This window comes from Bacteroides sp. 3_1_13 (genome assembly GCF_001185845.1).
GTDB classification, from domain to species: Bacteria; Bacteroidota; Bacteroidia; order Bacteroidales; family Bacteroidaceae; genus Bacteroides; species Bacteroides xylanisolvens.
On record NZ_KQ236957.1, the window covers coordinates 184,869 to 199,792 of the forward strand.

The following is a 14,924-nucleotide window of genomic DNA, read 5'->3' on the forward strand; positions in this document are numbered from 1 at the left end:
GATTATGGTTGATACTGTATTATGGTTGATACTGTGGGGATATACGTTGTGTCAATCAGATTCTTTTCAGAGTAGGTTTCGGAGATTCGATGGTTTTCTTTCAACCAGTGTATAGCTTTATCTATCCCTTCAGCCGAAGGGCGTTTTGCTTTTTGATAATTGGGGAGGGCGACGAGTCCTGTCAGATTTTCCGGTACACCTATTTCTATCAGCACTTGCTCCCATTCTTTCTGTGGATGCATTTTTATATAATCTACTCCCAGATTATAACCTGTGATGAGTAGTTCGATTTCTTTTCTTTTTTGGTTGAGCGCTTTTCGTGAAAAAGCGGTAGCCGTAAAATCAATGCCCAATTCCTGTGTACTTACCAATGAACGATGTTGGCTGTTCATGGCGATGGATGCGGCAGGGTCGGGCAGGAAAGAGGCGTCAATCTGATTGTACTGCAACATTTGCAGCCGGAGAGGAAGCTGGCCGATTTCCGGCATATTCATTTCTGAAAGACTGATTCCGGCTTTGCTTAATAACTGGTCGGTAGCATATTCGATAACTGTGTTGCGTGACACAGCTATATTCTTTTCTTTAAGTTGTTCCAGTTGGTTGATATTACTTTCTTTAGAGACAATGAAGCAGAAATAACCATCATTTTTCAAGACGAGCCCTAGATCAGCATGATGGATAGCTTGCAGCACTACTGCGCTGGGATAGTCGGTAATCATGCCATCCATTTTCCCGGTCTGGAAAGCAGCGTCCCGGTCGTTGGCAGAGTTGAATGAAAGAATAGTCAGGTTCAGCCCTAATGAATCGTAGATACCTTGTGTTTTAGCTATATGGAAAGGGAGTCCGTCCAGTGTAGGCATCATGCCCAGGGTGAGTGGTTGCAGTTCGGTTAGAGGTAAAAAAGAGCCGTCTCCTTTTTTACTCTGACAGGAGTAAAGGAAGAGAAGGATGAACCAAAAGAGTAGTATCGGTCTTTTCATACCTCGTTTTTGTAAATAAGAGGAACTCCGTTTTTTATAAATAAGGGCAACTCTTTTCACAAAGAACTGCCCTCTTATCATTAACTATTTAAAAAATTAACTAATTATCTAGTTCTATTATTCTTGAATAGCAGCGATACCCGGAAGAACTTTTCCTTCGATTGCTTCGAGCAATGCGCCACCACCGGTTGAAACGTAAGATACACCGCTAGCCAAACCGAACTTGTTAACACAAGCTACAGAGTCGCCACCACCCACAAGTGAGAATGCGCCGTTCTTGGTTGCTTCAACGATTGCTTCACCTACTGCACGTGAGCCGTGAGTGAAGTTGTCAAATTCGAATACGCCTGTAGGACCGTTCCAAAGAATAGTCTTAGATTCTTTGATAACGTTAGCGAAGATTTCTTCAGTCTTAGGACCGATGTCAAGACCTTCCCATCCGTCAGGAATTTCGTCAACAGCACAGAATTTAGTATTTGCGTCGTTAGAGAATGCGTCAGCAATCTTAGCGTCAACAGCCAATACCAGGTTTACACCTTTTTCTTTTGCTTTCTTCATCAAATCCAAAGCCAGGTCAAGTTTGTCGTCCTCACAGATAGAGATACCGATTTTACCACCCATTGCCTTAGTAAATGTATAAGTCATACCACCGGCGATGATTAAGTTGTCTACCTTGCTCAACAGGTTTTCGATGATTTCGATTTTAGAAGAAACTTTAGAACCACCCATGATAGCAGTGAACGGACGTTTGATGTCGTTCAATACTTTGTCAACGGCTTTCACTTCTTTTTCCATCAGGTAACCGAACATCTTGTTGTTTACATCGAAATATTTAGCGATCAATGCTGTAGAAGCGTGTGCACGGTGAGCAGTACCAAATGCGTCGTTTACGTAGCAGTCAGCGTAAGAAGCCAATTTCTTAGTAAATTCTTTCTGGCTTTCTTTTACTGCTTTCTTGGCAGCAGCTTTTTCTTCGTCAGTTGCATCTTCAGCCAAACCTCTTGGTTTGCCTTCTTCTTCAGCGTAGAAGCGAAGATTTTCGAGCAACAGCACTTCTCCCGGTTGCAGAGCAGCAGCTTTTACAGCAGCTTCTTCGCCCATGCAGTCGTTTGCGAACTGAACTTCAACGCCCAGTAATTCAGACAGATGCTTGATGATATGTTTCAAAGAGAATTTATCGGCAACGCCTTTCGGACGGCCCAGGTGAGAGCCAATGATGATGCTTCCGCCGTCTGCCAGGATCTTCTTCAAAGTAGGAAGAGCTGCACGCATACGAGTGTCATCTGTAATGTTGAAGTTTTCGTCCAGGGGTACATTGAAGTCCACGCGAACAAATGCCTTTTTACCGGCAAAATTGAATTTGTCAATTGTCTGCATAATACTCTATTTTTATTTAAAAGTGTTTTTAAAATTCTTCTTTTAGAACGACCGCAAAGTTACTATTTATTTCGGTTCCTTGCTATTAAATCGTTATTTATTCTTGGCTTTTGGTTCCTCTTTTGTAACTTTATAGGTGTTACAGAAATATTTGCACATCATTTGCAAACCACAGGTGTCACATTTGGGAGCGCGTGCCTGACAAACATAACGACCATGCAGAATGAGCCAATGGTGGGCAATCGGTATTAGTTTTTCCGGAATATTCTTCACCAATTCTTTTTCCACACTGAACGGGGTAGTGCAACTATCCGGCACCAGTCCGATGCGGTGGCTGACACGGAATACGTGTGTATCTACTGCCATGGCAGCTTTATTAAACACAACCGACTGGATGACATTGGCTGTTTTTCTTCCTACACCGGGTAGCTTTACTAAGTCTTCCAGATTGTCGGGCACCTGACTATTGAAGTCATTCACCAGCATCTTTGCCATACCGACCAGATGTTTGGCTTTGTTGTTCGGATAGGATACGCTTCGTATATATTCGAAAATAACTTCCGGCGTAGTGGCTGCCAGTGCTTCCGGAGTCGGAAAATCTTTATACAAAGGGGGAGTGATCATATTCACCCGTTTGTCCGTACATTGTGCAGAAAGAATAACAGCGATCAGCAACTCATACGGATTGTTGTAATGCAGTTCGGTCTCGGCTACAGGTACATTGTCCTGAAACCAGGCGATTACTTTCTCATAACGTTCTTTCTTTCTCATCGTAGCTTGTTTTTATGGTAATGAGGCGTCACTTTTAGTTTGAAATAGAGGGCGGAAACTACCGTCAGGCAGGCTCCGAAAAGATAAGCCTTATCAAATGTACTAATTTCTGCGATATATCCACCGGTCAGCATACCGATACCAATTCCTACGTCCCAAGAGGTAAGATAAGTGGAAGTGGCTGTTCCCCGCTGGCTATTGGGGGCAAGGTTGACAAACAACGTATTAAATGCTGGAAACATGATTCCAAATCCGACCCCCATCAACAATGCAATACCAAAAAACAGGATATTGCAAACGGTATCATTCCATTGAATCAGATATACACAGGCTGAAAGCAGGAAGAAACTGCAGACAACCAGGTATAATCCGGCTATTATTACTTGTGTTATCTTTCCGCGATCCACCAGTTTTCCCGAAAAGATGCGGGAGATTGCCATGCCGACAGCCATAAAAGTAAAGAAGAATCCGGTTTGCGTGTTCAATCCTATTTGGCGGGCATACATGGCGACATAGTTGGTTGTCATTCCGTAAGGGATGGAAAGTAACAATAGGCTAAATCCGGCTGGCAGTCCTTTCATCAAAATAAAACGGTCGAGTGAAATCGGTTCCCGTTTCACAGGAGGTTTATAGGGCGTTTTCACCAGACTGGCACATAGGAAACCTAAAATGCAGGAACCGAATGCGTAACAGAAGATCGTAGCAAAAGAGACTCCTGCATCGTGCAGAAACAGTCCGAACATCGGCCCGATGGACATAGCTGTATTGTTGGTAAGCCCGTAATAGCCTAAACCTTCTCCACGGCGGGAAGATGGCATAATGTCTATCACTACCGTGTTTCCTCCTACTGTAACCATTCCGAAAGAGATGCCATGAATGATTCGGAATATAATAAATAAGGTAAGGGAGCCGGCTATCAGGTATCCGCCGAACATCATCATAAAGATGAAGTAAGCAAACAGATAAAGAGGTTTGCGGGCAAACGTGTCGAGCAGATAACCGGAAAATGGACGGATGCAGAGAGCGGCTACCGTATAGCAGGAAAGTACAATACCAATAGTGGAATTTCCAGTTTGGAAGAATTCGGATAAATAGAACGGCAAAACAGGAATCAACAACCAAAAGCCGAAGTAGAGCAGGAAGTTGGCTGCCAAGATGAAACAATAACTGGGAGTAATGAGTCTATCCTTTGCCATAATGAATGTATTTATTTCACCACAGAGGACGCAGAGGACGCAGAGTCTCACGGAGTTTTTTCTTTCTAATGACTTTCTATGAAAAACGAGTCGTAGTTGATACGGCTGAAATAGAAACTCTGTGTCCTCTGCGTCCTCTGTGGTGAAATCTAAATTTAGTAAGCGCTCTCGAATTCTTTCAGGAAGCGAGTATCATTTTCAGAGAACATACGGAGGTCTTTCACCTGATATTTCAGGTTTGTGATACGCTCGATACCCATACCGAGAGCATAACCGCTGTATATTTTGCTGTCTATACCGTTAGATTCAAGTACGTTCGGGTCTACCATACCGCAACCGAGAATTTCTACCCAGCCGGTGTGTTTACAGAACGGACAACCTTTACCGCCGCAGATATTACAGCTGATGTCCATTTCCGCACTAGGTTCAGTGAACGGGAAGTAAGATGGACGCAGACGAATCTTTGTATCAGCGCCGAACATTTCTTTAGCGAAAAGCAACAATACTTGTTTCAAGTCGGTGAACGATACGTTTTTGTCTACATACAACGCTTCTACCTGATGGAAGAAACAGTGTGCGCGATAGCTGATTGCTTCGTTACGATACACACGTCCCGGGCAGATGATGCGGATAGGAGGTTGTGAAGTTTCCATCACACGGGTCTGTACGGAAGAAGTATGCGTACGCAATACTACGTCCGGGTGAGCTTCAATAAAGAAAGTGTCCTGCATATCGCGTGCCGGATGATCTTCGGCAAAGTTCAGTGCCGAGAATACATGCCAGTCATCTTCAATTTCCGGACCTTCGGCGATGCTGAATCCCAGGCGGGCAAAGATATCGATGATTTCGTTCTTTACAATGGTGAGCGGGTGGCGTGTACCAAGTTCCACGGGATAAGCCGAACGCGTTAAATCCAATCCGTCACAATCATTGTCCTGACTTTCAAACAATTCTTTCAGCGCGTTGATTTTGTCCTGCGCTTTTGTTTTCAGTTCATTCAGTCTCATGCCGACTTCTTTTTTCTGATCGGCAGCTACATTACGGAAATCTGCCATTAAGTCGTTAATGGCTCCCTTCTTACTTAGGTATTTGATGCGGAGAGCTTCGAGTTCTTCGGCATTGGAGGCGTGTAAGGCTTCCACCTCTTTCAGAAGTTGTTCAATCTTAGCTATCATATTTTCGATGTATTGTTATTCAGTTTCTTAGTAAAAACCGTGCAAAGATATAATTTTATCACGAACCATCGAAATAATTTGTATCTTTGTTGCCGATATGTACCGAAAATCCGGCAACTTATGAAAAAGATTGTTTTCTGTCTTCTGCTTTTAACCTTTTCTTTTCGCCTGGCGGCCCAGATTGACTATTTGGAGCCGGTGAAAACTTTTTCTTCTTATACAGGCGAGTTAGGCGAATATTACCGTAGTGTGTTTTCTTTACTTAATACAGGCTTCCAGAAACAGCCATACGCGCGTTTCGCAGCTATTCCTTCCTTTTCGCCGGAGTATGCAATGTCGGTAGAAAGGAAAAACGGGCGTTATACGCTGATTTCGAATACACTATCCCGTACCTATTGGCAAGCGGAGAAGGGGACAGTGACGGTGGATACTAAATCGGTTGTCATCAGTGCTTCCCTGTATCAGTCTTTAGGGGCCATCTTTCGTTTGGTGACAGAGCAGGTGCAGGATCTGGATGGTTCTACGGCTGGTTTAGATGGAATTGTCTATTACTTTTCTTCTACGGACGCAAAAGGCAAAGAACGGATGGGACGAAAATGGTCGCCGGAAAAAGGAACGTTGATGGAACGTCTTGTATTGGTTTGTCAGTCGGCATATATGTTATCCCGGGGAGAGAATATTTTGGAACAGACATTGGCGGAAGAGGCTGCTTCTCTATTGAAAGCATTGCAACAGCGTAGTAAGGAAGAACCGGATGCTTATAAACAACCGATGTATGTTGGAATTTATCCGGTAGGTCCCCGTGCAAAGACGCTTTCCGGAAGGCAGGTGGAAGAACCTGCTCATTTCTCTGCGATGAGTCCGGAAGAATATATTGCCAATGAAATGGTTTATCCGGCAGGACTTTTAGAGAAGAATGTTTCGGGTTATGCTTTATGTGAGTTTACTATTGATAAGGAAGGGGTTATCCTTCGTCCTCATATTCTACGTTCCACTCATCCGGAATTTGCAGAGGAGGCTCTCCGCATTGTTAAAGGGATGCCGAAATGGTCCCCTGCATTGGCGGGAGGAAAGCCGGCGGATAGTAATTATACTCTTTATATTCCTTTCCGTCCGCAACTTTATCGGAATAAATAAGCAACTTTGCATCCAAAGTCCGATTAATAAAAAAGAGATATTGCATTTATAACTTGAACTTAGGCAGCCTCTCTCTAATAAATAAAAAAATAAATTTGCTGTCATCTGTCACAGATTGCAACTTAACTGTTTGATTATGAAAAGTAAATGGCGTGACAGCAACGTGGTGACAGCACTGTGACGGCAATAGTGCTGTCACTGCAAAGCCAAGGAGAAATAAACGCACTACAAAGGTGTGATAGAGGTGCATACCCGAATCAAGTAAAAATCACAGATGAAGTTTCATTGCCTAAATAGTATTAACTACAGGCAGATAGGCTATTCTATTTATTACCCTTGTACTTACGGGGTGGGATCTGCCTTGTGACTGATAGTTTCAAGCCTTGAAACTATTTGTTCTGCGGCTTGAAACTATAGTTTCGTAGGCTTGAAACTTTTGTTTCTCTTGCTTAGAACTATTAGTTTCTTACTGATGAAACTATAGTTTCTCACCGATGGAACTGTAGTTTCTCGCCGATGAAACAACCTTTACTCTATAATAGCCTGATTATGTTGGAGTACATTTGATAGTATAATAACATGATTGATTTCTTCAAAAATCATTAAAACAGAAAACTTTTCTTCGTTTGTATTGTCTTATAGCCATAAACTTTTAAAACGAGAACTTATGGATGATATGATTAACAGGCATGATTCGATAGCCGAAGAAAATATCGAACCGAATGGCCGTCCGGCCAAGGACCAGTTTGAAGAATGGAGCGGTGAGGTTGCCGACCGTGCCGATGATGTATTCAAGAATGACAAGAAAGACGGTCCTATTAAAGACCGCGAGAAACGTATAAAAGAAATGGACGAAGTGATAAAAAAGGACCTTGAGTAAAGGTCCTTTTCTTTTTTTCTTTAGTTTGCCGGAGTAACGATAGGTTCTTTGATAAAAATACTCCCTATCTCAATTGTTTTGTCATCAAATACATCTAGTCTAATATTTATCGATTCCTTTTCGGAAAGACTTATGAATTTTCCTTGAATATAATACTTCTGATTATCAATAAGATTGGAGGCTTCTTCCTCATCTAAAGCCGTTATAATTCTGAAAGAAATATTATACTTTCCGGTTTTTTGAAGGCTGCTACAGGTAAAGGATATAAGATATTTATATCCTTTATTATCGGTACTTTTAACTTTATCCATAGAAGCGAATTTGACTGCTATATCAGAAAGGAAATCAGGGTTATTCTCAAGTTCCTTTTCTAACAAAGAACGCAATTCTTTTCCTGCTTTTTTTCTTTGGATGTCATTGTTGAAACAATTAGGATGTCTAGATATATATGCGTCTAAAAAAGCATTTATTTTTTCTCCATCAGCGTTCTCTTCTTCTAGCATTGCGTTTACTGCTGCTATGCTATCATTGAGGCGTATATCATAGTCTGCATTGTTTGATTGTGTTGTTTTTGAAGACTTGTTTCCGTAGCAGGAAATTAAGCATGGGATGATTAGAAGAATAGTGGCAAATTTTGTGATGTTCATGTCCAGTACACTATTAAAGTTCAAAGTTGGGAGAGAAAAAAGTGGAGCGTATCGGACTCGAACCGATCACCTTAACACTGCCAGTGTTACGCTCTAGCCAGATGAGCTAACGCCCCTTTTTTGTCTTATATGATAACGTTTGTAAACGAATCCTTTTTTGTTGCCGCAAATATAATGCATTATTCTGAAATAATTGCTATGTTTGCGGTAAATAATAGTATGAAATTAAGATATGCTGATTTATAATACAACTTTTCAAGTGGACGATGACGTTCACGACAATTTCATGATTTGGATAAAAGAGAGTTATATCCCTGAAGTACAGAAACACGGTGCGTTGAAGGCACCGCGTATTTGCCGGATATTGAGTCATCGGGAAGAAGGAAGTGCGTATTCTTTGCAATGGGAGGTAGAAAGCAGTGGGTTATTACATCGCTGGCATTTGGAACAGGGGGTGCGACTGAATGACGAACTGGTAAAAATATTTAAAGATAAAGTGATCGGATTTCCGACCTTGATGGAGGTGATAGAGTGATTCAACCGGTAAAAGAAAAGATAATCCTGGGGATTGACCCCGGTACGACAATCATGGGATACGGGGTTCTAAGGGTGAGGGGAACCAAGCCCGAAATGATTGCGATGGGGATTATCGACTTACGTAAATTTGCCAATCACTATCTGAAACTTCGTCATATCCATGAACGGGTATTGAGTATTATTGAAAGTTATCTACCGGATGAGTTGGCTATTGAAGCACCTTTCTTCGGAAAAAATGTGCAATCGATGTTGAAGTTAGGTCGTGCACAAGGGGTAGCAATGGCAGTAGCGTTGAGCCGGGATATTCCAATCACCGAATATGCCCCTTTGAAGATAAAAATGGCTATCACCGGAAACGGGCAGGCATCAAAAGAACAAGTGGCGGATATGCTGCAAAGGATGCTACGGTTTTCAAAAGATGATATGCCTACTTTTATGGATGCAACAGATGGTTTGGCAGCGGCTTATTGTCATTTCCTGCAAATGGGGCGACCGGCAATGGAAAAAGGGTATAGTAGTTGGAAGGATTTTATAGCGAAGAATCCGGATAAGGTGAAATAAAGCATTTAATTTTATGGGGGGATAGATATGGTGTGTAGCATAGGGGGAGGTTTAGAATGAAGATAGGAAATAATTATTTAGCGATATTGGGTGTGACTACAGTGACAACAGTGATGAGTTGTTCCCCAACGAAGAAGGAATATACTTCTTTTGAATTATATCCGGTTCGTATGGGAAGCCTTACAGAGATGGAATATACGCCGTTGGCAACCAAATTTTTCCTTTGGTCACCAACAGCAGAAGAGGTGCGCCTGATGCTCTATGATGCCGGAGAAGGCGGACATGCTTACGAAACAGTAAAGATGGAACTCGGTGAGAATGGAACCTGGACGACATCCGTAGATAAAGACCTGCTTGGCAAATACTATGCTTTCAATGTAAAAATCAACGATAAATGGCAGGGCGACACGCCGGGGATTAATGCTCACGCTGTAGGAGTGAACGGAAAGCGTGCAGCTATCATCGACTGGAAGACAACCAATCCGGAGGGGTGGGAGAATGACCGACGTCCTTCTCTGAAATCTCCTGCTGATATGATTATCTATGAAATGCATCATCGTGACTTCTCTGTCGACTCTACTTCGGGAATAAAAAATAAGGGTAAATACCTTGCACTGACTGAACATGGGACGGTGAATTCCGGCAATCAACCAACAGGTATCGACCATCTGGTAGAGCTGGGAGTGACACACGTGCATCTTCTTCCTTCTTCTGATTATGCTTCTATCGACGAAACAAAATTAGATGAAAATCACTATAACTGGGGATATGATCCGGCGAATTATAATGTACCGGATGGTTCTTATTCAACTGATCCTTATCAGCCTGCTGTTCGCGTGAAAGAGTTCAAACAGATGGTACAAGCGTTGCATAGAGCTGGAATACGCGTGATAATGGATGTGGTTTACAATCACACTTTTAATACACTTGAAAGTAATTTTGAACGTACCGTTCCCGGCTATTTTTACCGTCAGAAAGAGGATGGCACATTGGCAAATGGTTCAGGGTGTGGCAATGAAACAGCAAGTGAACGGTCTATGATGCGTAAGTTCATGATAGAGTCTGTTCTTTATTGGATAAAAGAATATCATATTGACGGCTTCCGCTTTGACTTGATGGGGGTGCATGATATTGAAACAATGAACGAGATTCGAAAGGCTGTCAACAAAGTCGATCCTACTATTTGTATCTATGGAGAAGGTTGGGCGGCTGAAGCTCCTCAATATCCGGCAGATTCATTGGCGATGAAAGGGAATATTTCCCAGATGCCTGGAATTGCGGTATTCTCGGATGAATTGCGCGATGGACTTTGTGGACCTGTATGGGAGAAGGACAAAGGAGCTTTTCTTGCCGGAGTGCCGGGGGGAGAAATGAGCGTAAAATTCGGAATTGTTGGAGCTATTAAGCATCCGCAAGTACGCTGTGATTCCGTAAATTATAGTCAGAAGCCGTGGGCGGAACAGCCTACCCAGATGGTTAGCTATGTTTCCTGTCATGATGGTTTGTGTCTTGTAGACCGATTGAAGGCAAGTATGCCGGGAGTTACTCCCGAACAGTTGGTTCGACTTGATAAGCTGGCACAAACGGTAGTCTTTACTTCACAGGGAATTCCTTTTATCTATGCAGGTGAAGAAGTGATGCGTGATAAACAAGGGATAGACAATAGTTATAAGAGTCCGGATGCCGTCAATGCCATTGACTGGAGACGCAAAACGACGAACGGAGATATTTTCACGTACTATAAACGACTCATTGATCTTCGTAAGTCTCATCCGGCTTTCCGTATGGGAAATGCAGAAATGGTCCGGAAGCATCTGGAGTTCCTTCCGGTTGAAGGGCAAAACCTGATTGCGTTTCGCCTCAAAGAGCATGCGAATGGAGATAGCTGGGAAGATATTATCGTAGCCTTTAATTCCCGTACGACTCCTGCACGATTGGAAATTCCTGTTGGTAAATATACGGTAGTATGTAAAGATGGAGTGATAGATGTGCGTGGATTGGGTACGCAAACCGGACCGGAGGTGATTGTTCCCGGTCAGTCTGCGTTGATTATGTACAAGTAGTTTTTTTCTGTTTACTACAATTCCGAGATACTCAAGTTTTTTCATGCAGTAGACTGGCTGCCTGTTTCAGTCTTATGGAACAAATGAAATCATGTGCCGGCTGGTTAGTCGGCACTTTTTATTTATGGCATATATAACAACTCAACGTTGGTTGCCGGCATTTCTATCATCTTTAAATAGATAGAATGAATAACAATAACTACTGTAATCCGTTCTTTCTAAATCCTTCATTTTCCTCCTATTCATCGGCAATCTTAATTGGGATGTAACATTACAACAGGTATTTGTAACATACGTAAACGATGATGTAACAAGCGAGTAATGATTTGAATCAAAAATTCTGGGTCAGCGGAGAGAAACTTCCTAAGTTTGCAAAGTGGAATTCAGAACGGATTGTTTCTCTTTCCGGATTACTATGAAATAAAGACATAAAAGAAAAGATAGATAATGAATAAGTATTGGTTTTATAAGGTTGGGTTAGTAGTTGTGTTCCTTTGCTTCGCTCTGTTGGGTGAAGCAAAGGTTAAACTTCCCACTCTTGTTTCCGACGGAATGGTGCTTCAACGCGGGGAGCCTGTCAATATTTGGGGGACGGCTGATCCTGATGAAACTGTTAGTATAACTTTTCAAAGAAAGAAATATAAGACCGTTGCCGATGCGCAAGGCAACTGGAAAGTGATCTTGCCTGCCTTGAAAGCTGGTGGACCTTACACGATGATTATTAATGATATAGAGTTGAAGGATATTCTTGTGGGTGACGTTTGGGTATGTTCTGGCCAGTCGAATATGGAATTACCTGTTTCACGGGTTACAGACCGTTTTCGGGATGAAATATCTGCGGACAATGATTATCCGATGGTACGTTATATAAAAACTCCTCTATTGTATAACTTTCATGCCCCGCAGACAGATATTCCGGGAATCTTCTGGAAGGCTATGACTTCTGAAAATGTGATGTCTTTCTCTGCTTTGGTTTATTTCTTTGCTAAAGATTACTTTCAGAAAACAAAGGTTCCGGTAGGAATCATAAACTCCAGTGTCGGAGGTTCACCGGTAGAAGCGTGGATCAGTGAGGAAGGTTTGAAACCTTTTCTTTATTATCTGAACGAAAAACGTATCTACGAATCAGATGACTTGGTAGAATCAATGAAAAAAGAAGAGAGCAAGAAAAGCAGTGCCTGGAATGTAACACTGTATCAGGGAGATAAAGGAATGCATGAAACCATCCCTTGGTATGCTGCCGGCTATGATGACAGTGATTGGACACCGACTGATTTATTTGCTTCCGGCTGGGCTACTAACGGATTGAATACAATCAATGGTTCCCATTGGTTCCGTAAAGATTTTCAAGTGTCCGGGCAGCAAGCGGGAGAGAAGGCAACTCTTCGCCTGGGATGCATCGTAGATGCAGACTCTGTCTATGTAAACGGTACGTTTGTGGGAACTGTTTCTTATCAATATCCACCACGTATCTATACCATTCCCGCCGGATTGTTGAAAGCTGGAAAAAACACGATAACCATACGTCTTTTCAGTTATGGCGGTTTCCCTCATTTTGTAAAAGAGAAACCCTATAAGATACTTTTCGGAAAAGGCCAGCCGGAAAAAGGAGAATCGGAGATTAGTCTCGAAGGTAATTGGAAATATCGCCTCGGCGCTCCCATGCCTGCTGCTCCGGGACAGACTGCTTTCCATTATAAACCCGTAGGACTTTATAATGCTATGATTGCCCCATTGCTGAATTATACGGTATCTGGTGTTATCTGGTATCAGGGTGAATCGAATGTGTCTCGCAGAAATGAGTATAAAGACCTGTTGACGGCGATGATTGCGGATTGGAGACAGCATTGGAATCGACCTGATATGCCTTTCTATGTGATTGAACTGGCGGATTTCCTCTCACCCGAAGATAAAGGAGGGCGTGCTGCCTGGGCAGAATTCCGGAAAGTGCAGGCAGAAGTAGCCAATACAAATAAAAATGTCACTCTAATTAAAAACGGTGATTTAGGAGAATGGAATGATATTCATCCATTGGATAAAAAGACGTTGGGACAACGTGTTTCCCAGGCGGTCTTTCAACAAAGAGTCAAATAAATTAAAAAAGAGATTAGTACCATGAAAACACAGACTCAAAAAGTGTCGATGGCCGAGAAAATCGGTTATAGCTTGGGTGATGGTTCGGCGAACCTGATTTTTCAGATGATGATGATGTTCCAACTCTTCTTCTATACAGATGTGTTTGGAATCAAAGCAACAGCAGCAGGTATGATATTGCTGGTCGCACGCATTTTCGATGCGTTTGTCGATCCGGTGGTAGGTATCCTGTCCGACAGAACCAATACCCGTTGGGGTAAATACCGTCCCTGGTTGTTGTGGACAGCTATTCCTTTTGCCGTATTCTTCATTCTGGCATTTACGACACCCGATTTGAGTGAGCGTGGGAAGATTATTTATGCAGGTATCACTTATACCTTATTAATGTCTATTTACTCCTTCAATAATACCCCGTATGCCTCTTTGGGCGGTGTGATGACAAGTGACATCAAAGAACGTACCAGTATCTCGTCCGTCCGTTTTGTGACAGCTACAATCGCCACTTTTGTTGTGCAGGGGCTTACTTTGCCGTTAGTCTCCAAGTTCGGGCAAGGAGACGATCAACGTGGATGGTTCCTGACAATTACCCTGTTTGCCATTATCGGAGTTGTTCTTTTAGTAATCACATTCTTCTCTGCCAAAGAGCGTATCACGCCTCCTGTAGGTCAGAAAACTTCCGTGAAACAGGATTTTAAAGATATCGTAAGCAGCCGTCCATGGAAAGCGATGTTTATCCTAACCCTCTTTTTGTTTACGACATTGGCTATGTGGGGCAGCAGTATGTCTTACTACTTTAATTATTTCGTAGATAAAACAGCCCTTTTTGATTTCTTGCAAAATTTTGGATTAGTACGGATAGAAGGAGAAACTTATGGAATGTGGCACACTTTCCTTGATGCTTTCGGACTGATTGCGCAGCCCGATCATAGTAATGTGTTTGCTGTAGGTTTCAGTTTGTTCAATATGATTGGGCAGGTTATCACTTTGGCGGGTGTAATATTGCTTTCCGGATTTCTTTCCAATATCTTTGGCAAGCGGAATGTATTTTTGATCTGCCTGGCACTGACAGCCTTTTTTACAGCCCTGTTTTTTGTGGTAGATTCGACAAGCATAAGTACGATCTTTATTATTAACTGTTTGAAGAGTTTGGCATACGCACCTACTATTCCATTGCTTTGGGCAATGATGGGAGATGTTGCCGATCATTCAGAATGGGTGAACCATCGTCGTGCGACAGGATTTGTATTTGCAGGTGTAGTCTTTGCCTTGAAAGCCGGACTAGGTATAGGAGGAGCTATTTGCGGTGCGATTGTCGATTCGTTCGGTTTTGTATCTAACACAGTACAGACAGAAAGCGCTATTTTCGGTATCCGTTTGACATCCAGCGTGATTCCTGCCATCACTTTCTTTGTAGGAGTAATTGCTTTGTTCTTTTATCCTATTTCTAAAAAGTTGAATGAGCATATTCAGGACGATTTGGCAAAACGCCGTCTGGAAAACAATTGA

The 14,924-nt window shown here is 42.4% G+C and carries 13 protein-coding genes and 1 tRNA gene; 7 read left to right on the forward strand and 7 right to left on the reverse strand.

Annotation, left to right across the window (positions count from 1 at the left end):
* Positions 1-2: 2 nt before the first annotated feature.
* The 5 genes from HMPREF9009_RS23135 to pheS form a co-directional block, all read right to left on the reverse strand.
* Complete coding sequence (locus HMPREF9009_RS23135) at positions 3-980, reverse strand: ABC transporter substrate-binding protein (RefSeq protein ID WP_049703498.1); 978 nt, start codon at positions 978-980, stop codon at positions 3-5.
* 117 nt (positions 981-1,097) lie between these two features.
* On the reverse strand, positions 1,098-2,357 hold the full coding sequence (locus HMPREF9009_RS23140; protein ID WP_004300866.1) for a phosphoglycerate kinase: 1,260 nt from the start codon (positions 2,355-2,357) through the stop codon (positions 1,098-1,100).
* 93 nt (positions 2,358-2,450) lie between these two features.
* Positions 2,451-3,128 carry an endonuclease III gene (gene nth, locus HMPREF9009_RS23145; protein ID WP_049703499.1) on the reverse strand — a complete coding sequence of 226 codons (678 nt, stop codon included), beginning with the start codon at positions 3,126-3,128 and terminating at the stop codon, positions 2,451-2,453.
* Positions 3,125-4,324 (reverse strand): MFS transporter, encoded by a 1,200-nt coding sequence (locus HMPREF9009_RS23150; protein WP_049703500.1) that lies wholly within the window; start codon positions 4,322-4,324, stop codon positions 3,125-3,127. Before HMPREF9009_RS23150 ends, nth begins: the two co-directional genes overlap by 4 nt.
* Positions 4,325-4,479: 155 nt before the next feature.
* Positions 4,480-5,499 (reverse strand): phenylalanine--tRNA ligase subunit alpha, encoded by a 1,020-nt coding sequence (gene pheS / locus HMPREF9009_RS23155; protein ID WP_004314231.1) that lies wholly within the window; start codon positions 5,497-5,499, stop codon positions 4,480-4,482.
* 120 nt (positions 5,500-5,619) lie between these two features.
* On the opposite strand from pheS, the gene HMPREF9009_RS23160 reads away from it, so the two are divergent.
* Both HMPREF9009_RS23160 and HMPREF9009_RS23165 read left to right on the forward strand, forming a co-directional pair.
* Complete coding sequence (locus HMPREF9009_RS23160) at positions 5,620-6,636, forward strand: energy transducer TonB (RefSeq protein ID WP_049703501.1); 1,017 nt, start codon at positions 5,620-5,622, stop codon at positions 6,634-6,636.
* A gap of 667 nt (positions 6,637-7,303) precedes the next feature.
* Positions 7,304-7,516, forward strand: a complete 213-nt coding sequence (locus HMPREF9009_RS23165) for a hypothetical protein (RefSeq protein ID WP_004312688.1) — start codon at positions 7,304-7,306, stop codon at positions 7,514-7,516.
* Between the two features lie 20 nt (positions 7,517-7,536).
* On the opposite strand, the gene HMPREF9009_RS23170 is transcribed toward HMPREF9009_RS23165, so the two are convergent.
* Positions 7,537-8,163 (reverse strand): hypothetical protein, encoded by a 627-nt coding sequence (locus HMPREF9009_RS23170; protein WP_049703502.1) that lies wholly within the window; start codon positions 8,161-8,163, stop codon positions 7,537-7,539.
* A 42-nt stretch (positions 8,164-8,205) separates the two neighbouring features.
* Positions 8,206-8,279: transfer RNA gene (locus HMPREF9009_RS23175), tRNA-Ala, on the reverse strand.
* A 116-nt stretch (positions 8,280-8,395) separates the two neighbouring features.
* On the opposite strand from HMPREF9009_RS23175, the gene HMPREF9009_RS23180 reads away from it, so the two are divergent.
* From HMPREF9009_RS23180 to HMPREF9009_RS23200, 5 genes are all read left to right on the forward strand, one after another.
* A complete protein-coding gene (locus tag HMPREF9009_RS23180) occupies positions 8,396-8,698 on the forward strand; it encodes a DUF4286 family protein (protein WP_004312687.1) in 303 nt (100 codons plus the stop codon).
* The gene (gene ruvC, locus HMPREF9009_RS23185) at positions 8,695-9,261 is read left to right on the forward strand and encodes a crossover junction endodeoxyribonuclease RuvC (RefSeq protein ID WP_004312686.1); all 567 of its coding nucleotides are present in this window, start codon (positions 8,695-8,697) and stop codon (positions 9,259-9,261) included. Before HMPREF9009_RS23180 ends, ruvC begins: the two co-directional genes overlap by 4 nt.
* Positions 9,262-9,317: 56 nt before the next feature.
* A complete protein-coding gene (gene pulA, locus HMPREF9009_RS23190) occupies positions 9,318-11,324 on the forward strand; it encodes a type I pullulanase (RefSeq protein ID WP_049703503.1) in 2,007 nt (668 codons plus the stop codon).
* 447 nt (positions 11,325-11,771) lie between these two features.
* The gene (locus HMPREF9009_RS23195; protein ID WP_049703504.1) at positions 11,772-13,418 is read left to right on the forward strand and encodes a sialate O-acetylesterase; all 1,647 of its coding nucleotides are present in this window, start codon (positions 11,772-11,774) and stop codon (positions 13,416-13,418) included.
* A gap of 21 nt (positions 13,419-13,439) precedes the next feature.
* Complete coding sequence (locus tag HMPREF9009_RS23200) at positions 13,440-14,924, forward strand: MFS transporter (RefSeq protein WP_049703505.1); 1,485 nt, start codon at positions 13,440-13,442, stop codon at positions 14,922-14,924.

Bases quoted from the DNA above. Each gene is read 5' to 3' on its own strand.
- HMPREF9009_RS23180 (WP_004312687.1), top strand. From the start codon at position 8,396: ATGCTGATTTATAATACAACTTTTCAAGTGGACGATGACGTTCACGAC.
- pheS (WP_004314231.1), bottom strand. From the start codon at position 5,499: ATGATAGCTAAGATTGAACAACTTCTGAAAGAGGTGGAAGCCTTACAC.
- HMPREF9009_RS23200 (WP_049703505.1), top strand. From the start codon at position 13,440: ATGAAAACACAGACTCAAAAAGTGTCGATGGCCGAGAAAATCGGTTAT.
- HMPREF9009_RS23150 (WP_049703500.1), bottom strand. From the start codon at position 4,324: ATGGCAAAGGATAGACTCATTACTCCCAGTTATTGTTTCATCTTGGCA.
- HMPREF9009_RS23140 (WP_004300866.1), bottom strand. From the start codon at position 2,357: ATGCAGACAATTGACAAATTCAATTTTGCCGGTAAAAAGGCATTTGTT.
- HMPREF9009_RS23135 (WP_049703498.1), bottom strand. From the start codon at position 980: ATGAAAAGACCGATACTACTCTTTTGGTTCATCCTTCTCTTCCTTTAC.
- HMPREF9009_RS23160 (WP_049703501.1), top strand. From the start codon at position 5,620: ATGAAAAAGATTGTTTTCTGTCTTCTGCTTTTAACCTTTTCTTTTCGC.
- pulA (WP_049703503.1), top strand. From the start codon at position 9,318: ATGAAGATAGGAAATAATTATTTAGCGATATTGGGTGTGACTACAGTG.
- nth (WP_049703499.1), bottom strand. From the start codon at position 3,128: ATGAGAAAGAAAGAACGTTATGAGAAAGTAATCGCCTGGTTTCAGGAC.
- HMPREF9009_RS23165 (WP_004312688.1), top strand. From the start codon at position 7,304: ATGGATGATATGATTAACAGGCATGATTCGATAGCCGAAGAAAATATC.
- HMPREF9009_RS23195 (WP_049703504.1), top strand. From the start codon at position 11,772: ATGAATAAGTATTGGTTTTATAAGGTTGGGTTAGTAGTTGTGTTCCTT.
- HMPREF9009_RS23170 (WP_049703502.1), bottom strand. From the start codon at position 8,163: ATGAACATCACAAAATTTGCCACTATTCTTCTAATCATCCCATGCTTA.